17 protein-coding genes are annotated in these 19,407 nt (G+C 66.6%); 16 read left to right on the forward strand and 1 reads right to left on the reverse strand.

The genetic code is table 11. From position 1 onward, the window contains the following. The first annotated feature begins 58 nt into the window (after positions 1 to 58). From tkt to AC6H0N_RS12470, 16 genes are all read left to right on the forward strand, one after another. Positions 59 to 2,077, forward strand: coding sequence for a transketolase (tkt, locus tag AC6H0N_RS12395; RefSeq protein WP_497574419.1), 2,019 nt, complete (start codon positions 59 to 61; stop codon positions 2,075 to 2,077). A gap of 58 nt (positions 2,078 to 2,135) precedes the next feature. Beyond that, positions 2,136 to 3,152 carry a type I glyceraldehyde-3-phosphate dehydrogenase gene (gap, locus tag AC6H0N_RS12400; RefSeq protein WP_497574420.1) on the forward strand — a complete coding sequence of 339 codons (1,017 nt, stop codon included), beginning with the start codon at positions 2,136 to 2,138 and terminating at the stop codon, positions 3,150 to 3,152. A 61-nt stretch (positions 3,153 to 3,213) separates the two neighbouring features. Next, positions 3,214 to 4,401, forward strand: a complete 1,188-nt coding sequence (locus tag AC6H0N_RS12405) for a phosphoglycerate kinase (RefSeq protein WP_497574421.1) — start codon at positions 3,214 to 3,216, stop codon at positions 4,399 to 4,401. 100 nt (positions 4,402 to 4,501) lie between these two features. Then, positions 4,502 to 5,566, forward strand: a complete 1,065-nt coding sequence (fba, locus tag AC6H0N_RS12410; protein WP_497574422.1) for a class II fructose-bisphosphate aldolase — start codon at positions 4,502 to 4,504, stop codon at positions 5,564 to 5,566. A gap of 14 nt (positions 5,567 to 5,580) precedes the next feature. Next, positions 5,581 to 5,997 carry a gamma-glutamylcyclotransferase family protein gene (locus tag AC6H0N_RS12415; protein WP_497574423.1) on the forward strand — a complete coding sequence of 139 codons (417 nt, stop codon included), beginning with the start codon at positions 5,581 to 5,583 and terminating at the stop codon, positions 5,995 to 5,997. Between the two features lie 103 nt (positions 5,998 to 6,100). Continuing rightward, positions 6,101 to 8,314 (forward strand): mechanosensitive ion channel domain-containing protein, encoded by a 2,214-nt coding sequence (locus tag AC6H0N_RS12420; RefSeq protein WP_497574424.1) that lies wholly within the window; start codon positions 6,101 to 6,103, stop codon positions 8,312 to 8,314. Between the two features lie 45 nt (positions 8,315 to 8,359). Beyond that, positions 8,360 to 9,643 carry a GGDEF domain-containing response regulator gene (locus tag AC6H0N_RS12425; protein WP_497574425.1) on the forward strand — a complete coding sequence of 428 codons (1,284 nt, stop codon included), beginning with the start codon at positions 8,360 to 8,362 and terminating at the stop codon, positions 9,641 to 9,643. Between the two features lie 34 nt (positions 9,644 to 9,677). Next, on the forward strand, positions 9,678 to 11,078 hold the full coding sequence (gene fumC / locus AC6H0N_RS12430; RefSeq protein ID WP_497574426.1) for a class II fumarate hydratase: 1,401 nt from the start codon (positions 9,678 to 9,680) through the stop codon (positions 11,076 to 11,078). Beyond that, positions 11,075 to 11,683 carry a sigma-70 family RNA polymerase sigma factor gene (locus tag AC6H0N_RS12435; protein ID WP_497574427.1) on the forward strand — a complete coding sequence of 203 codons (609 nt, stop codon included), beginning with the start codon at positions 11,075 to 11,077 and terminating at the stop codon, positions 11,681 to 11,683. The genes fumC and AC6H0N_RS12435 overlap by 4 nt, the downstream gene beginning before the upstream one ends. Beyond that, entirely contained in the window at positions 11,677 to 11,859 is a 183-nt protein-coding gene (locus AC6H0N_RS12440; RefSeq protein WP_497574428.1) for a zf-HC2 domain-containing protein, read from the forward strand. Before AC6H0N_RS12435 ends, AC6H0N_RS12440 begins: the two co-directional genes overlap by 7 nt. Before the next feature lie 31 nt (positions 11,860 to 11,890). Then, on the forward strand, positions 11,891 to 12,274 hold the full coding sequence (locus AC6H0N_RS12445) for a DUF2946 family protein (RefSeq protein WP_497574429.1): 384 nt from the start codon (positions 11,891 to 11,893) through the stop codon (positions 12,272 to 12,274). A gap of 116 nt (positions 12,275 to 12,390) precedes the next feature. Then, on the forward strand, positions 12,391 to 13,674 hold the full coding sequence (locus tag AC6H0N_RS12450; protein ID WP_497574430.1) for a TolC family protein: 1,284 nt from the start codon (positions 12,391 to 12,393) through the stop codon (positions 13,672 to 13,674). 23 nt (positions 13,675 to 13,697) lie between these two features. Then, positions 13,698 to 14,240 (forward strand): hypothetical protein, encoded by a 543-nt coding sequence (locus AC6H0N_RS12455; RefSeq protein ID WP_497574431.1) that lies wholly within the window; start codon positions 13,698 to 13,700, stop codon positions 14,238 to 14,240. Further along, positions 14,237 to 15,349: an efflux RND transporter periplasmic adaptor subunit gene (locus tag AC6H0N_RS12460; RefSeq protein WP_497574432.1), complete on the forward strand. Its 1,113-nt coding sequence runs from the start codon at positions 14,237 to 14,239 to the stop codon at positions 15,347 to 15,349. The genes AC6H0N_RS12455 and AC6H0N_RS12460 overlap by 4 nt, the downstream gene beginning before the upstream one ends. A 13-nt stretch (positions 15,350 to 15,362) precedes the next feature. Beyond that, entirely contained in the window at positions 15,363 to 18,482 is a 3,120-nt protein-coding gene (locus AC6H0N_RS12465; protein ID WP_497574433.1) for an efflux RND transporter permease subunit, read from the forward strand. Positions 18,483 to 18,513: 31 nt separating this feature from the next. Next, positions 18,514 to 18,939 carry a hypothetical protein gene (locus AC6H0N_RS12470; protein WP_497574434.1) on the forward strand — a complete coding sequence of 142 codons (426 nt, stop codon included), beginning with the start codon at positions 18,514 to 18,516 and terminating at the stop codon, positions 18,937 to 18,939. 37 nt (positions 18,940 to 18,976) lie between these two features. Here AC6H0N_RS12470 and AC6H0N_RS12475 read toward each other — a convergent pair whose 3' ends face one another. After that, positions 18,977 to 19,399: a VOC family protein gene (locus tag AC6H0N_RS12475; RefSeq protein ID WP_497574435.1), complete on the reverse strand. Its 423-nt coding sequence runs from the start codon at positions 19,397 to 19,399 to the stop codon at positions 18,977 to 18,979. Between the last annotated feature and the right edge of the window lie 8 nt (positions 19,400 to 19,407).

The raw sequence follows: 19,407 nt of genomic DNA on the forward strand, positions 1-19,407 counted from the left end.
AGGGCAGCAAATTCGGGGATAATTTCGCCTTTTCCTTCAGAGCCCTGCCCCCAGCGCCATGACCCAGACCCGCAATGTCACCCCGCCCTCCTTCAACCCTGTGACCGGCGCGGTGCGTGCGCTCGCGATGGATGCGGTGCAGAAGGCGAAGTCCGGCCACCCCGGCGCACCCATGGGCATGGCCGAAATCGCCGAAGTCGTGTGGCGTCGCCACCTGCGTCACAACCCGGCCAACCCCAAGTGGGCCGACCGCGACCGTTTCGTGCTGTCCAACGGTCACGGTTCGATGCTGCTGTACGCGCTGCTGCACCTGACCGGCTACGACCTGCCGATTGAAGAGCTGAAGAACTTCCGTCAGCTCCACAGCAAAACCCCCGGCCACCCCGAATACGGCTACGCGCCGGGCGTCGAGACCACCACCGGCCCGCTCGGCCAGGGCCTCACCAACGCAGTCGGCATGGCGATCGCCGAAAAAGTGCTGGCCGCCGAGTTCAACCGCCCCGGTCATGACGTCGTCGATCACCGCAGCTTCGTCTTCCTCGGCGATGGTTGCCTGATGGAAGGCATCTCGCACGAAGCCTGCTCGCTGGCCGGCACGCTGGGCCTGGGCAAGCTGATCGCCTTCTACGACGACAACGCCATTTCCATCGACGGTGACGTCGAAGGCTGGTTCACCGACGACACCCCCAAGCGCTTCGAAGCCTACGGCTGGCAAGTCATCCGCGACGTGCAGGGCCACGACGGCGACGCCGTCGATGCAGCCATGCGCGCGGCGCTGGCCAACACCACGCAACCCACGCTGATCTGCTGCAAGACCATCATTGGCGCCGGCGCGCCCAACAAGCAAGGCGGCCACGACGTACACGGCGCCCCGCTGGGTGACGCCGAAATTGCCGCCGTCCGCGCGCACATCGGCTGGGACTACCCGCCGTTCGAGATTCCCTCCGAGGTCTACGCCGCCTGGGATGCGCGCGCCGCAGGCAGTGCACGCGAAGCTCAGTGGAATTCGCAGTTCGAGGCCTACCGTGCCGCCCATCCCGAGCTGGCCGCCGAATTCGAGCGCCGCATGGCAGGCGAGCTGCCGGCCGACTGGAACAGCCACGTCGAAAGCGTGCTGCAACAGCTCGCCGACAAGGCCGAGACCATCGCCACGCGCAAGGCCAGCCAGAACGCCATCGAAGCTTTCGCGCCGAAACTGCCCGAGCTGATCGGCGGCTCAGCCGACCTGGCCGGCTCCAACCTCACGCTGTGGTCCGGCGCCAAGGGTGTCAGCAAGGACACCGGCGGCAACTACATCTACTACGGCGTGCGCGAGTTCGGCATGGCGGCGATGGCCAACGGCATCAGCCTGCACGGTGGCCTGACTCCCTACACCGCCACCTTCCTGATGTTCAGCGAATACGCACGCAACGCGCTGCGTATGGCATCGCTGATGAAGCTGCGCCAGATCTTCGTGTTCACGCACGATTCCATCGGTCTGGGCGAAGACGGCCCGACCCACCAGCCGGTCGAGCAGACCGCCACGCTGCGCCTGATTCCGCACATGGACGTCTGGCGCCCGTGCGACACCACCGAATCCGCCGTGGCCTGGGCGCATGCCATCGAGCGCGCCGACGGCCCGTCCTCGCTGCTGTTCTCGCGCCAGAACCTGCCCTTCCAGACGCGCAACGCGCAGCAGACCGCCGACATCCGCCGCGGTGGCTACGTGTTGTCGGAAGCAACCGGCGGCAAGCCGCAGGCCGTCATCATCGCCACCGGCTCGGAAGTCGGTCTGGCAGTAGAGGCGCAGAAGAAACTGGCCGACGTCGGCATCGCGGTGCGCGTGGTGTCGATGCCCTCGACCAACGTCTTCGACCGCCAGGACGCCGCCTGGAAAACCGCCGTGCTGCCGGCCGGCCTGCCGCGCGTCGCCGTGGAAGCCGGTGTCACCGACGGCTGGCGCAAGTATGTCGGCCTCGAAGGCGCGGTGATCGGGCTGGACCGCTTCGGCGAATCCGCCCCGGCCGGCGAACTGTTCAAGTATTTCGGCATCACCTCGGATGCCGTGGTCGAAGCAGTGCAAGCCTGCCTCGCCTGATTGCACGACCGGGTCGGCCACAAGCCGGCCCGGGCACCAACCCACATGGAGTAACCGCATGAGCATCAAGATCGCGATCAATGGCTATGGCCGCATCGGCCGCTGCACCCTGCGCGCGCTATACGAACTCGGTCTGCGTCATGAGTTCGAGATCGTCGCCATCAATGCCTCGGGCGACATCGCCACCAACGCGCATCTGACCAAGTTCGACACCACCCATGGCCGCTTCGGTTTCTCCGTCGAGACCGAGGGCGACAACATGCTGATCGTCGACGGCGACCGCATCCCCTTCTTCTCCACCAAGGATCCGAAGGGCGTGAACTGGGGCGCACTGGGCGTGGACGTGCTGCTCGAATGCACCGGCGCCTATACCAGCAAGGCCAAGGCGCAGGTGCTGCTCGAACAGGGCGCGAAGAAGGTGCTGATCTCGGCGCCGGGCGGCGACGACGTCGACGCCACCATCGTGTGCGGCGTGAACGACGACATCGTCACCGCCGCCATGACCGTGGTCTCGAACGCCTCGTGCACCACCAACTGCCTCGCCCCGGTGGCCAAGGTGCTGCAGGACAACATCGGCATCGAAAAGGGCCTGATGACCACCATCCACTCCTTCACCAACGATCAGGTGCTGGTGGACGTGCGTCACAAGGACCTGCGCCGCGCGCGCGCTGCCGCGCACAACATCATTCCGACCAAGACCGGCGCGGCCAAGGCCGTCGGCCTCGTGCTGCCCTCGCTGAAGGGCAAGTTCGACGGCTTCTCGCTGCGCGTGCCGACCATGAACGTGTCGCTGGTCGACCTGACCTTCACCGCCAGCCGCGAGACCTCGGCCGAGGAAATCAACACGCTGATGAAGGACGCCTCGCGCGGCGCCCTCAAAGGCATCCTGGCCTACAACGAAGACCTGCTGGTGTCGTCGGACTTCAACCACGACACTCATTCCTCGGTGTTCGATGCCACGCAGACGCGCGTGATGGACGGCAACCTGGTCAAGGTGCTGGCGTGGTACGACAACGAGTGGGGTTATTCCTGCCGCATGCTCGACGCCGCGCGTGTAGTCGCGCAGGCGAAGTAAGCAGACCCGACGCGCCCGCCGTGAGCGGGCGCGCTTTCATCCAGCACACGGACGCCCGCACATGAAGGTCAACCAGCTCAACGACATCGAACTCTCCGGCAAGCGCGTATTCATCCGCGCCGACCTCAACGTTCCGCAGGACGAAGCCGGCAACATCGTCGAAGACACGCGCATCCGCGCCTCCATCCCGTCCATCCAGCACTGCCTCGACGCGGGTGCTGCCGTGATGGTGACCTCGCACCTGGGCCGCCCGAGCGAAGGCGTGGTGCGCGGCGAAGACACGCTGATGCCGGTTGCGGTGCGCCTGGGCCAGCTTCTGGGCAAGCCGGTCAAGCTCATCACGGACTGGATCGATGGTGGTTTCGAAGTCGCCCCGGGCGAAATCGTGCTGCTCGAAAACTGCCGCTGCAACGTCGGTGAAAAGCAGAACGACGGCACGCTGGCCAAGAAGATGGCGGCGCTGTGCGAGGTCTATGTGAATGACGCCTTCGGCACCGCTCACCGCGCCGAAGCCACCACGCACGGCATCGCACGCTTCGCGCCGGTGGCCTGCGCCGGCTTGCTGATGGGCGCCGAAATCGAGGCGCTGACGCGTGCCACCGACAACCCCAAGCGCCCGCTGGTGGCCATCGTCGGCGGCGCCAAGGTGTCGAGCAAGCTGACCATCCTGAAAAAGCTCGCCGGCAAGGTCGATCAGCTCATCGTCGGCGGCGGCATTGCCAACACCTTCTTGCTCGCATCGGGCAAGCGCATCGGTGAATCTCTGGCCGAACCGGAACTGGTCAAGGAAGCCCAGACCATCATGGACATGATGAAAGCCCGCGGCGCCGAAGTGCCGTTGCCGGTAGACGTCGTGGTGGCGGACGAAGTGTCGATGCTGGCACGCGCCAACCGCATTCCGGTATGCGACGTCGGCAAGCACGACCGCATCCTCGACGTCGGCCCGAAGAGCTCGGCCCGCCTCGCCGATATCATTGCGCACGCCGGCACCATCGTGTGGAACGGGCCGGTCGGCGTGTTCGAGTACGACCAGTTCGCCGGCGGCACCAAGATGATGGCTTCGGCCATTGCGCACTCCGAAGCCTTCACGATTGCCGGCGGCGGCGACACTCTGGCCGCAATTGCCAAGTTCGGCATTGCCAAGGACGTCGGCTATATCTCGACCGGCGGCGGTGCCTTCCTGGAATTCCTCGAAGGCAAGACGCTTCCGGCCATCGCCGCGCTGGAAGAACGCTACCAGCCGCAATGAAACAAGTTGTGCGCTCGCTGGCCGTCGCCGCGACCGCACGACTAGAATTCCCTGAATATCTTGCGTGCGCGCCCGACGCGCCGCCCAACGGAGAAGCACCATGGCACTCGTTTCGATGCGACAGCTCCTTGACCATGCCGCAGAGCATGGCTACGGCCTGCCCGCTTTCAACGTCAATAACCTCGAACAGGTCCAGGCCATCATGGAGGCCGCGGCTGAATGCGACAGCCCGGTGATCATGCAAGCCTCGGCCGGCGCCCGCAAATACGCCGGCGAAGCCTTTCTGCGTCACCTCATCGACGCCGCGGTCGAGTCCTACCCCGGCATCCCGGTCGTCATGCACCAGGACCACGGCCAGAGCCCGGCGGTGTGCATGGCGGCGATCCGCTCCGGCTTCACCAGCGTGATGATGGACGGCTCACTGCTCGAAGACGGCAAGACGCCGTCGGACTACGACTACAACGTTGCCGTTTCGCGTGAAGTCGTGAAGTTCGCGCACTCCATCGGGGTCACCGTGGAAGCCGAACTGGGCTGCCTCGGCTCGCTCGAAACCGGCATGGCCGGCGAGGAAGACGGCATCGGCGCCGAAGGCAAGCTCGACCACAGCGCCCTGCTGACCGACCCCGAGCAGGCCGCCGACTTCGTCAAGCAGACTGACTGCGACGCGCTGGCGATTGCCATCGGCACCAGCCACGGCGCCTACAAATTCACGCGCAAGCCCACCGGCGACATCCTGTCGATCGAGCGCATCAAGCAGATCCACACGCGCATCCCGAACACCCACCTGGTCATGCACGGCTCTTCGAGCGTGCCGCAGGAACTGCTCGAGATCATCCGCCAGTACGGCGGCGACATGAAGGAGACCTACGGCGTGCCGGTCGAGGAAATCCAGACCGCCATCAAGCACGGCGTGCGCAAGATCAACATCGACACCGACATCCGCCTGGCAATGACCGCTGCCGTGCGCAAGTTCCTGTTCGAGAACCCGTCCAAGTTTGACCCGCGCGAGTTCAACAAGCCCGCCCGCGAAGCCGCCAAGTTCGTGGTCAAAGCGCGCTTCGAGGCCTTTGGCAGCGCCGGCATGGCCAGCCGCATCAAACCCGTCACGCTCGACAAGATGGCCGCGCGCTACAAGGCCGGCGAGCTCACGCAACTGGTCAAGTAATCGATCAGGGCCGGATGTCGGCGCACGTATTCACCTACGGCACGCTGATGTGTGCCGACATCATGCAGGCCGCCAGTGGCGGCCTGCCCGTTTCGGTCTCCGCCCGCCTGACTGGTTTCAGCCGCCATCCGGTTGCCGGCGAAGACTATCCCGGCATACGGCGCAACGCCGGCCACTCTGTGCCCGGCCTGCTCTATTTCGACGTACCGCCACAGCAACTGGCGCGACTGGACCTGTTTGAAGGCGTGCAGTACGCACGCGAAGAAGTCCGCGTCGCGCTCGAAGACGGCCGCACACAGACGGCCTGGACCTACGTTTTCAAGCCCGCCTTCGCGGGCCTGCTACAAGACGGCGAGTGGAATTTCGACGCTTTCCTCGCCGCCGGACACGACCGCTTTCGCAAGCGCTACGCGGGCTTCGAGGCCGACTGAAGCTCGCCCGTCGGGGCGGCACATGCTCACCAGATGATAGAATCGGCAGCCGCCTCCGCCTCGCGGCGCGTGGCATCCGGACGACTTCCAGAAGGAGCGCCCCTTGTACTTTCCCCGCCTCTGGTCAGGCCTGATCACAGCCCTCACCCTCTTTGTCCTGTTGCTCGCCGGTCCGGCCACAGCCGCAGCGCCAGCAGACCCGCCGGCCGAACCCCAGGCATCCGCCAGTGCCGCACAACTGGCCGAGTTGCTCGAGAACGAAGAATCCCGCAAGGCGCTGATCGAGCAGTTGCGCCGCAGCGCTGAAGAAAGCGCGGCCATCCCGCAGGTCAGTGCGCCAAGCGCGCCATCGCTGCCGCAGCGTGTCGCCGCAACGACACGCGCGGTGGCTGAACGCACCGTAGCCGAAGCCGGCGCGGCTGCAGCCGCGCTGAACTCGGCGCGCGTGCTGCTGGAGCGCAGTGACACCGCGGCACTGGCTCGTGACGCCGGCTTGTTCGCGTTGTTCGCATTTGCGGTGCTGGTGCTGTACCAGGTGTTCCGCCGCGCGGCCGCGTCCCCCGGCCAGCGCCTGGATGCCTGGACGCAGGCTGGCGGCGACACCACCGTGCTGCGCCGCATACTGGCCGTGGTCGCCGCTGTCGGCCTGCAGCTTGTGGCCGTGATGGTCGCCTGGCTTGCCGGCTATGGCCTTGCTTTGGTGATGCCGGGCGCAGGCGCCGAGGGCAGCCTGCGGGTGCTCGAAGCGCTGTTCCTGAACGCCTTCGTGATGGTCGAGGCGGTGCGCGCCACGCTCGCCACCCTGCTATCGACGCGCTTTGCCGGTAGGCACGCAGTCGATTCCGGCGAGGAGACCGCCTACTGGCTGGCCTGGGCTTCGCGCATGAGCCTGTTCGTCGGCTATGGCCTGCTGCTGGTAGCGCCCGCAGCGGGGCAGCTGATCGCGCCCGAAGTCGGCCGCGTGCTGACCCTGCTGATCGTGCTGATGGCCTTCCTCTACGCCGCCGTGATCGTGTTGCAGAACCGAGCGCGCAGCCGCGCCGCGCTTGAAGCGCTGGGTGAGCGCATGCAGACCGGCTTCGCACGCGTAGCGCTCAACATGCTGGCGCGCGTGTGGCATGTGGCGGCGCTGGCCTATCTGGGCGCGCTGCTGGTGGTCGCGCTGTTTTATCCCGAGCAGGCACTGGGCTTCATGCTCGGCGCGACGCTGCAAAGCGGGCTGGCGGTGCTGGCCGGCGTCGTCATTGCACACGTGCTGACGACGGTGATCATGCGGCGCATCCACCTGCCGGACGACACGCGCGCGCGCTTCCCGCTGCTCGAAGACCGGCTCAACGCCTACATTCCCGGCATGTTGAAGGTCGCACGCTTCGTCATCCTCGTTGTGGTGCTGGCGGTGGTGCTCGACGCCTGGACGACCTTCGACCTCGGCGACTGGGCTGCCTCCGAAGGCGGCATGACGGTTCTCGGGCGCGTTGTCACCGTGCTCTTCATCCTCGGCCTGGCCTTGCTGGCCTGGCTAATGTCAGCAAGCTGGATCGAATATCGCCTGAACCCCGACGCGGGCCGTGTGCCGTCGGCACGCATCAAGACCTTGCTGACGATCTTCCGCAACGTCGTTGCCATTGCCTTGGTGGTGCTGACCACGATGGTGGTGCTGGCCGAACTGGGGGTGAATATCGGCCCGCTGATCGCCGGCGCCGGCGTGCTCGGCCTGGCCATCGGCTTCGGCTCGCAGAAACTGGTGCAGGACGTCATCACCGGTTTGTTCATCCAGCTCGAACACGCCATCGACGTCGGCGACGTGGTCACCGCCGGCGGCACCACGGGCGTGGTGGAGAAGCTGACCATCCGCTCGCTCGGCATCCGCGATCTGGCCGGCGTGTATCACCTGATTCCGTTCTCGTCGGTCGACATGGTGTCGAACTTCAACCGCGAGTTCGGCTATCACGTCGGCGAGTACGGCGTGGCCTACCGTGAGGACACCGACGAGGTCATCGACCACCTTCAGGCCGCCTTCGAGGAGCTGCGCAGCTCCCCCGATCACGGCCCGAACATCCTCGGCGAACTGGAAGTGCACGGCGTCACGGCGCTGGCCGACAGCTCGGTCAATGTGCGCGTGCGCATCAAGACCCTGCCCGGCGCGCAGTTCGCAACCGGACGCGCGTACAACCGGCTGGTCAAACGCCACTTTGACGCCGCGGGCATCGAGATTCCCTTCCCGCACATGACGGTGTATTTTGGCGAGGACAAGCAGGGCAAGGCGCCTCCCGCCAACCTGCGAGTGATCGACGCCATACCGGGCAAGGAGAACTGAGCCAACCGGCCTCCCCTCCCGCCCCTCAAACCAGGCAGCTTGCACATGAAGGTACTTGCAGTAACCGGCTCAAGCTTCTTTCGCCATCTGCTGGAGCGGCATCTGGGCTTTCTGCCCGAGCCGCTACACTTCGCAGAGTCCATCGCCGATGCGCGACGCGCACTGGGGATGGCGCCCGCGCTGATCTGCACCGAGCGCCACCTGCCCGACGGCACGGCGCTCGATCTGGCCCGCGCGGTGCGCGCCGAGCCGGCCAGCCGCAATACCCCGGTCGTGCTGCTGACCTCATCCGACGACCCGGGAGTCATGTCCGACAGCCTGTCGGCCGGCATCACCGAAGTCTTCAGCAAGGTCCATCTCGACCTGCTCGCGCAGTACGTCGAGAAGCGCATGCGGCGCGAATCGGCGGTGGTGAAGCTGAGCGGGCGCGCCCTGCTGGTCGAGGACAGCGTGCCAGTCGCCAACTTCATCAAGCGCGTGCTCGAAGAGCAGGGGCTGACCGTCGACACCATCACCAGGGGCGAAGCCGCGTTGGCCGCCCTCGAAGAACACGAATACGAAGTCGCCCTGATCGACGTGCTGCTCGAAGGCAAGATGACCGGGCTGGGCCTGGTACGCGAGATTCGCTGCGGCAACTCGGCCAACGCGGATGTGCCGATCCTCGCCATGTCGGGGCTGGAAGATTCCGCACGGCGCATCGAACTACTGCGCGAAGGTGCCAACGACTTTCTCGCCAAACCCATGCTCGAGGAAGAGCTGGCAGTGCGCGTGCAGAACATCGTGCACATCAAGCACCTGCTCGACCAGACCGCCGGCCAGCGCGACCACCTGCGCCGCCTGGCAATGACCGACCAGCTCACCGGCGTCTATAACCGCCACTACCTCACCGAGATTGCCGTGCGCCGCATCAGCGAGGCCGAGCGACACGGCATCCCGCTGACCATGTTGACGCTGGACATCGACCACTTCAAACAGGTCAATGACGAGCACGGCCACGAAACCGGCGATGTGGTGCTGGCCGAAACCGCGGCGGTCATCCGCAGCTGCTGCCGCCAGGGCGACGTGATCGCCCGCACCGGCGGCGAAGAATTCGTCATGCTGCTGCTCAACATGTCGGCCGACACCGCCTGCGGCTTTGCCGAGCGCATGCGCCAGCGCATCGAGGATTCGCATCCGGCCGGCGTGCCCGTCACGGTCAGCATCGGCATGATCTCGACCACCGGCGAGGCCACTGGCGCCACTTTCGAGAGCCTGTTCAAGGCGGCCGATGCGGCCCTGTACGAGGCCAAGCGCAGCGGCCGCAATCGCGTCGTCGTCAGCATCGACTGAACCTTTCCCTCCCCGCCCCCTCCATTTGGCCATCATGCATACACGCACCGAAACCGATTCCATGGGCGAGGTCGCCGTCCCCGCTGACCGCTATTGGGGCGCCCAGACACAACGCTCGCTCACGCACTTCGAGATTGGCCGCGAGCGCCACCGCATGCCGCGCGCCATCGTGCGCGCCTTCGGGCTGCTCAAGCTGGCCGCTGCACGTACCAATGCCAAGCTTGGCGAACTCGACGGCGAGCTCGCCGTCCTGATCGAAACCGCCGCACGCGAAGTGGCCGACGGCCGGCTCGACGACCACTTCCCGCTGGTCGTATTCCAGACCGGCAGCGGCACGCAGAGCAACATGAACGCCAACGAGGTGATCGCCAACCGCGCCAATGAGCTGGCCGGCGCACCGCGCGGCGGCAAGCACCCGGTGCATCCGAACGACCACGTCAATCGCGGCCAGTCGTCGAACGACACCTTCCCCACGGCCATGCATGTAGCCGTCGTGCTGCAACTGCACGCCCGCCTGTACCCGCCCATGCGCGGCTTGCGCGACACGCTGGCCGCCAAGGCCCAGGCATTCGACGACGTCGTCAAGACCGGCCGCACGCACCTCATGGACGCCACTCCGATCACCCTGGGGCAGGAAATCAACGCCTGGGTGGCGCAGATCGACGCGGCTCTGGAGAACCTGCGGCACGCCGAACAAGGCCTGCTTGATCTGGCCATCGGCGGTACGGCCGTCGGCACCGGACTCAACGCCCATCCGCGCTTCGGCGAGCGCTGCGCCGAAGAACTGGGCGCCCTCACCGGCCACGCTTTCCGTTCGGCCGACAACCGCTTCGCCCAGCTTGCCGCGCACGACGCGCTGGTCAATGTCAGCGCCGCGCTGCGTACCCTGGCCGGCGCGCTGTTCAAGATGGCCAACGACGTGCGCTGGCTCGCCAGCGGGCCGCGCACCGGCATCGGCGAGCTCGTCATTCCGGAGAACGAACCGGGCAGCTCGATCATGCCGGGCAAGGTCAATCCGACCCAGGCCGAGGCGCTGACCATGGTGTGCGCAAGGGTCTTCGGCAATGACGCCACGGTGGCCTTCGCCGGCACCCAGGGCAACTTCCAGCTCAACGTGTACAAGCCGGTCATGGCTCACGGCGTGATCGAAAGCCTGCAGCTGCTGGGCGACGCCGCAGCGAGTTTTGACGCACACTGCGCGCAAGGGATAGAGCCGGACCGCACGCGCATTGCCGAACTGCTGGCCCGCAACCTGATGCTGGTCACCGCACTCAACCGCCACATCGGCTACGATCGCGCCGCCGAGATTGCCAAGAAGGCCCACAAGGAAGGCATGACACTCAAGGAAGCAGCGCTGGCACTGAGCCACGTATCCGCAGAGGAGTTCGAGCGCTGGGTCGACGCGCTGGCCATGACGCGGCCTGACGCCGAATGAGCGCCAGCATCGACTGGAACGGCCCGGAGGTCGTTTCCCTGCGCGCGGCCATGCTGCGCTTTGCACGCATCAGCCTGCGCGATTCAGGCGCCGCCGAAGACATGGTGCAGGAAGCGCTGCTCGCTGCGATTCAGGCCATCGAAGGTTTTGATGGGCGCTCCTCGCTCAAGACCTGGATGTTCTCGATCCTGCGGCACAAGATCATCGATCACATCCGCAAGAGCAGCCGCGAACGCCCGATGAGCGAATTCGTCGCCGACGAACACGAATCCGACGCCAACCTCGACGCCATGTTCGGCAAGAAGACGCCGTGGAGCGACGCCCACTGGACCGACGAAGACCGCCCTTCGGAATGGCCGCAGCCTGAAGCCGCACTGGAGCAGAAGCAGTTCTGGGACGTCTTCGATGCCTGCGTGCACCGCCTGCCCGAGAACCTCTCGCGCATTTTCATGATGCGCGAGCTGCTGGACCTCGACACCCCCGAGATCTGCACCGAACTGGGCATTTCCACCAACAATTGCTGGGTCATCCTGCACCGCGCCCGCACCCGCCTGCGCGGCTGCATGGAACACAACTGGTTCGACGAAGAAGCGCCCAAATGCTGACCTGCCGCGACACGACCCGACTGCTTTCCGAACGCAACGAGCGCGAATTGACCCCACGCGAACGCATGGAACTGCGCCTGCACACGCTGGTGTGTCGCGGCTGCCGGCGCTACGGTGCGCAAATCAGCTTCATCCGCCGCGCGGCGAAGGCCGTGCGCGAAGGCAACGCCGAGTAAGGCGCACGCCGAAACCCCTCCGGCGGCGCGGTTGTCCGCGCCGTTGAACGGTTCTACTATCTGCACCATGTTCCGCTGGATCGCAATCCTCCTGCTCGCACTGCTTCCGCTCCAAAGCGCGTGGACTGCCGTCGGCAGCTATTGCGAACACGAACAGGGGTCTGACGCCGGGCACTTCGGGCACCACGCCCACGCCCACAAGGCCAACGATCATGAAGAGCCGAAAACGCCTTCGTCAAAAGCTCACCCCGATTGCGCGGCATGCAAGCTGCATGTAAAGACGCTGGCAGCAATCACGCTCGACCTCCTCGCTGCGCCCACCACGTCCCAGCCTGCCGCCGCGCCGCATCAGGCCGTCGGGCAAACACCCTACGTCCGTATCGAAAGGCCCAAGTGGGCCGGCCTTGCCGCCTGACGGCGAGGCCTGAGACGCTTCCCCCCTCGTAGATCGCCCACGCCGGCACCCGGCCAACGGCAAACGAACGTCCGCATGCTTCGCCGATTCCCCACGACTCAAGTACGGAGAATCGGATGTACCCCATCAACCGACTGCGGCCCGTGCCGCTATTGCTGTGCGCCTTGATCATCGCGCTGCCAACGCAGCACGCCACCGCGCAGGACACAACCACCACCCAAGGGCAGACGAGCGAAACGCATCACGCAGATCTCGCCTCCCTGTTCGCCGCCGCCTGGCAACGGCGCCCCGAAGCCCTGTCGCTGGGCACTCGAACCAACGCCGCCGAGGCCGGCCGTGAAGCGGCCGAGCGCTGGTTCGCCGAACCGCCATCGGCCGAGATCGCGCTGCGCACCGATCGCCTGAACCGCAACGACGGAGCCCGCGAATACGAAGCCGGGCTGGCCTTCCCGCTGTGGCTGCCGGGAGAACGCGCACTCGTACAGCGCAGCGCCGACGCCCAGGTCGGCGCCGTCAGCAGCCGCGCGCGGCTGGCACAACTGGAAACTGCCGAAGCGCTGCGTGAGGCCTGGTGGGCCTTGCACCGAGCCGCCGCCGACCTCGATCTGGCGACGATCCGACTCAACGCTGCCCAAGCCTTGGGCGAAGACGTGGCGCGCCGCATGCGTGCCGGCCAGCTTGCCCGTACCGACGCCAACCGCGCCGAAGGCGTAGTGGCCGATGCCGAAAGCGAACTGGCGGCTGCGCATGCCACGGTGGCGCGCGCACGCCTGAATCTGCAGGCCCTGACCGGCCACAAGGTGGCGACGCCGGACCCCACGCGCGTTCGTGCCGAACCGCAGCCGGACGACACTTCAAGCATCGACGACTCTCATCCCCTGCTGGCTGCGCTGCTCGACGAAAGTGCATCAGCGCGCAACGCCGCCGCGTTGGCAAGCAAACGCTCGCGCGCCAACCCTGAATTGACGCTGGGTGTGACACGCGAACGCGGCGAGGCGGGGGAACGCTTCGAGCAGACGCTCAATGTCGGCATACGAATCCCGTTCGGCGCGGGCGCACAACATCGCTCCGAGGCCGGCATGGCGATGGCCGATGCCATCGAGCAGGAGGAGCGCGCCCGGCTGGAGCGCTACCGGCTCGACGCGGAACTGCTGGCAGCCCGCGACGACCTGCGCGCCGCGCAGGCAAGTCACCGTGCCGCCGAGACGCGCTTCACGCTGGCTGACGCCACCCAACAGGCCATCGGCAAATCCTTCCGGCTGGGCGAGACGGCCCTGCCCGACCGCCTGCTCGTCGAACTCGAAGCTTCCGAAGCACGTCGGGCACTGGTGCATGCGCGCATCAATGAGGCAGCCGCCATCTCCACGTTGCGCCAGGCCCTGGGCCTGCTGCCGCAATGAACCGCCGCACACGAGGAAACCCCATGCGAATCCACCTGACACGACTCGCCGCGCTTGCGCTGGCGTTGTGCCTGCACACCCCTGCATCACTGGCTGGCCCCGGCCACGATCACGGCGAAGAATCCCCGGCACAAACCGGCGGCCCGGCACATCCGCGCTTTGCCGCGACCAGCGATCTGTTCGAGCTGGTCGGCGTGCTCGAGGGCGATGTCCTGACGCTGTACCTCGACCACACCGACAGCAATGCGCCGGTCGAAGGCGCCGAGCTGGAGTTTGAACTGGGCACCGAGACCCTGCCCGTGGAGGCAGCCGGGCCCGGCACGTTCAGCGTTCACCTGCCAGCCGAGCCGGAAGAAGGCGAATACGCCGTGGTCGCCACGGTGATCACGGCCGATGCGGCCGACGTCCTGGCCGGCACGCTGGACGTACATCACGCGGACGAGGCAGTCGCAGAAGAACATGCCCACGCAAGCGTGTGGCTGCCGTGGAGCATCGCCGGCGCGGCCGTGCTGGCGCTGCTCGTCGTTGGGCTGCGCCGTGGCAAAACGCGGGAGGTGCAGGCATGACGAGCCCACAACTGAAGCTTTGCCTGCTGGCCGTGATGATCGCGGCTACATCGCCCGCCTGGGCTGGCCCCGGTCACGACCATGGCGACGAAGGCGGCATCGCCGTGGCAGGCGATGCGCCGCGCCGCCTGCCCGACGGCAGCGTGTTCCTGCCCAAGCCGGCACAGCGCCAGATCGGCGTACGCACGCAAGCGATTGAGCACGCCTCGCTGCCGCGCACGCTTGAACTGAGCGGCCGCGTGGTGATGGACCCGAACGCCGGCGGTCTGGTCCAGCCAATGCAGGGCGGTCGCATCGAGGCCGGCCCCGAGGGCCTGCCGGAGCTCGGTCGCGCCGTAAAACGCGGTCAGGTGCTGGCGTGGGTGGTGCCGGCTGCCGGCTCAATCGAACGCGCCGGCCAACAGGCACAACTGGCCGAACTGCGCGCCGAGCGCAGCAACGCGCAGCGCCGCGTTGCACGCCTGCGCGAACTGGCCGACAGCGTGCCGCGCAAGGATATCGAGGAGGCCACCACCACGCTGGCGAGCCTGGATGCGCGCATCCGCGCTACAAGCGAAGGACTGCAGGGCCGTGAGCCGCTGGTGGCGCCGGTAGACGGCGTCATTGCCGAGGCGCACGCGGTGACCGGCCAGGTAGTCGATGCGCGCGAGACGCTGTTCGCAATCGTCGACCCGACGCGCCTGCGCATCGAGGCCCTGGCCTATGAGCCCGAGCGGCTCACGCGCATCGCTGGCGGCAGCCTCGCCATCGGCGAGCGCGCCGTGCCCTTGCGCCACATCGGCACGGCCAGCGCGCTGCGCGAACAGGCGCTGCCGATCCGCTTTGCCGCTGCCGGTGAGGGGCTGGACAGCCTCGCACTCGGCCAGACCGTGCGTGTGCAGGTGCAGCTGGCTGACACCGTCGAGGGCTTTCGCGTGCCGGCAGCGTCGCTGATGAAGAGCCCGTCGAACCAGACCATCGCGTGGGTCAAGAGCGCGCCCGAGCGCTTCGAGCCGCGCGTGATCGTGGTCGAACCGCTGGATGGCGCGCACGTTGCCGTCACCTCGGGTCTGAGCGACGGAGAACGCGTCGTCACGCGCGCCGCCTCGCTCCTGAACCAGATCCGCTGACGGGAGACGGCACATGTTCAAGTGGTTACTCGATGCCAGTCTCGCCAACCGACTGGTGGTCATCGTTGCGAGCCTCGCGGCGATGGCATGGGGCGCGCTGACGCTGTCGCAGACGCCGGTCGACGTCTTCCCGGATCTGAACAAGCCAACGGTGACGCTGATGACCGAAGCCGGCGGCATGGCCTCCGAAGAGGTCGAGCAGCTCATCACCTTCCCGCTGGAGACGGCCATGAACGGGCTGCCCGGCGTCGAATCGGTGCGCTCGGTGTCCAGCTCCGGCCTGTCGTTCATCTACGTCACCTTCGACTGGAGCACCGACATCTACCGCGCGCGGCAGATGGTGTCGGAGCGTCTCGGGGCGATGGAGCAGGCGCTGCCGCCGGGCATCGTCGCGCACATGGGGCCGGTCAGCTCGATCATGGGCGAGATCATGCAGATCGCGATCCCGATCGATCCGGCGCGCATCTCGCCGATGGACGTGCGTGAGTACGCCGACTGGGTGCTGCGCCTGCGCCTGATGTCCGTTCCAGGCGTTGCGCAGGTCATCCCGATTGGCGGCGAAGTGCGCCAGTTCCAGGTCCAGCCCGACACCGCCCGCATGCGCGATCTGGGCATCACACATGAGGATCTGGCGGGCGCGCTGGAGGGCTTCGCGGCCAACACCTCGGGCGGCTTCCTGGAACTGAACGGACGCGAGTACCTGATCCGCCACCTCGGACGCACCTCGCGACTCGAAGACCTGCGCATGCTGGCGCTGACCGCACGCGCAGGCCAGCCGGTGCTGCTCAAGCAGATTGCGGACGTCAGTTTCGCGCCCAAGGTCAAACGCGGTGATGCCGGTTTCGAAGGACAGCCGGCGGTCATCCTGGGCGTGCAGAAACAGCCCACGGCCGACACCATCGCGGTGACCCGCGCCATCGAAACCGCGCTCGACGAGATGAAGGCCTCGCTGCCTGAAGGCATGGCCGAGCCGCGCGTCACCTTCCGACAGGCCAGCTTCATCGAGGCCTCGATCGACACGCTGACCGGCAAGCTCATCGCCGCCTCGGCCTTCGTCGCGGCGATCCTCGCGCTGTTCCTGGGCACCCTGCGCCCGACGTTGATCGCGCTCACCGCCATCCCGATCTCTATCCTGCTCACGGTGCTGGTGTTCGACTACTTCGGCATGTCCATCAACACCATGACGCTGGGCGGGCTGGCGATTGCCATCGGCGGCCTGGTCGATGACGCGGTGGTCGATGTCGAAAACATCATCCGTCGCCTCAAGACTGCACGGGCGGCGCATCCGGGCATTCGCCTGCCGTTGCTGTCGATCGTGCGCAACGCCTCGCTGGAAGTACGCTCGGGCATCGTCTACGCGACGATGATCATCGTGCTGGTGTTCCTGCCGCTGTTTGCGCTGCCGGGCATCGAGGGTCGGCTGTTCGTGCCGCTGGGCATCGCCTTCATCGTCTCGACGCTGGCCTCGTTGATCGTGTCCGTCACGCTCACACCAGTACTCGCCTTCTACCTGTTGCCGGGCATGAAGTCGCTCGAACACGGCGACACCCGGCTGCTGGCCTGGATCAAGCGCGGCTACGCCAGATCGCTGGCGCGCGTGCTCGAACGCCCGCGCCCGGCCGTCGCGGCGGGCGCCGTCGCCGTGCTGCTGGCCGCGGCGGCCGTGCCGACCTTTCCGACGACCTTCCTGCCGCCATTCAACGAAGGCACGCTGCTCGTCGGCCTGCGCCTCAACCCGGGCGTGACGCTGGCCGAATCGTCGGCACTGGCGAGCGAAGCGGAGCGCCTGGTGCGTGACGTACCCGAGGTCACGCATGTGGGCCGGCGCAGCGGGCGGGCCGAACTCGACGAACACGCCGAGGGCGTGCACGTGAGCGAACTCGACATCGGCCTGATCCCCGCGGGCGAACTCACCCGCAGCATGGACGAGATCCGCGCCGACATCCGCGCCCGGCTGACCAACCTGCCGGCTGCGGTGGCCATCGGCCAGCCGATCTCGCACCGCATCGACCACATGCTCTCGGGCGTGCGCTCGCAGATCGCGATCAAGATCTTCGGCGAGGATCTGGACGTGCTGCGCAGCCAGGCCGACGCGCTGCGTGGGCGGCTGGCCGACATTCCCGGGCTGGCCGACCTGGAGGTCGAAAAGCAGGTACTGGCGCCGCAGATCAAGGTGCGTCTCGACTATGCCGCCGCGGCGAGTTACGGCGTGCCCGCCTCACGGGTGCTGTCCATGCTGCAGGCCATGGTCGAAGGCGAAGAGCTCGCGCAGATCGTCGAGGGCTCGCGACGTTTCGATCTGGTCGTGCGCCTGCCCGATACCGCGCGCACCGTCGAAGGCCTCGCGAAGATGCTGGTCGACACGCCCAATGGCTTTGTGCCGCTGTCGCGTCTGGCCACCATTGAGGACGGCGACGGGCCGAACCAGATCAGCCGCGACGACGGCCGCCGCCGCATCGTGCTGTCGGCCAACGTGCAGGAGCGCGCCCTGTCCGAAGTGGTCGAGGACATCCGTGCTCGCGTGGCCGAACACCCGCTGCCGGAGGGCTACTTCATCACGCTGGGCGGCCAGTTCGAGGCGCAGGAACAGGCCGCAAGGCTGGTCGGCCTGCTCGCACTGGTGTCGGCCGCGCTGATGTTCGTGGTCCTGTTCAGCCGTTACCGCTCCTACCGCCTGGCTGCCCTGATCATGGCCAACATCCCGCTGGCGCTGGTCGGCGCGGTGATCGGGCTGTGGCTGTCGGGGCAGCCGCTGTCCATCGCGGCGCTGATCGGCTTCATCACGCTGGCCGGCATCTCGGTGCGCAACGGCATCCTCAAGGTCAGCCACTACATCAACCTGATGCGCTCGGAGAACGAGAATTTCGACCACGCGATGATCCTGCGCGGCTCGCTCGAACGCCTCAGCCCGGTGCTGATGACCGCACTGGTCACCGCCTTCGCGCTCGCGCCCTTGCTGTTCGAGGCCGAACGCCCCGGCACCGAGATCCTGCATCCGGTGGCCGTGGTGATCTTCTCCGGCCTGATCAGCTCGACGCTGCTCGACACCTTCCTCACACCCGCCCTGTTCTGGCTGTTCGGCCGACGCGACACCGAGCGTCTGATGAACCAGAACGAGAAAGAAGCTTTCTGATCACCCCCAACCCATCCACAAGGAGTCACTCATGAAACGCATCACCCTCACTGTGCTGTTCAGCCTGCTGGCCGCCGGCAACGTATTGGCCGCAGACAAGCACGACCATGCGCATGCTGATGACCATGGACACAACCATGCCCAGGAAGGCGCTCACGACCACACGCCGATGCACGGAGGCGTCGTCAGCGAAGCAAACGATCTGGATTTCGAACTGGTTTCAGCGGACGGTGGCGTGCGCCTTTACGTGCGCGATCACGGCGAGCCGGTCAAGACGGATGGCGGGGAAGTGAAGCTGACCGTGGTGTCGAAAGACGGCAAGCTGGACATCGCATTGAAGCCGGCCGGCAATCACTTTGCCTCCGCCGGCGCGAGCACGCTGCCGGCCGGCGCGCGCGTGGTAGCGCGTGTGACGTTGGGCGAACGCACGATGGCCGTGCGCTTTACCCTGCCCTGACCCGCAGGGGCGGCGCTACATCATTGATGCAGCGCCGTCACTTCGCGAACAGCTGCGTCGCGCGGTTGCGGAAGGCCTTGAATTCGAGCGCGTTGCCGCTCGGGTCCTTGAAGAACATGGTCTTCTGCTCACCGGGTTTGCCCTCGAAGCGCAGATAGGGCTCGATCTCGAACGTCACGCCGGCCTGCCGCACGCGTTCGGCCAGCTTCTCGAAATCCTCCCAGTCGAGCACGATGCCGAAGTGGGGTACCGGCACGTGGTGGCCGTCGACCGGGTTGTGGTGCTCTTCGCCATGCGTTGGCGAGAGATGCGCGACGATCTGGTGGCCGAAGAAATCGAAGTCGATCCACTCGTCGCTGCTGCGCCCTTCGGGGCAGCCCATCACGTCGCCGTAGAAGGCGCGCGCGGCGGCAAGATCGGTGACCGGGAAGGCAAGATGAAAGGGGGCGAGCTGGCTCATACGGGAAT

This window comes from Pseudazoarcus sp. NS34, from assembly GCF_059703725.1.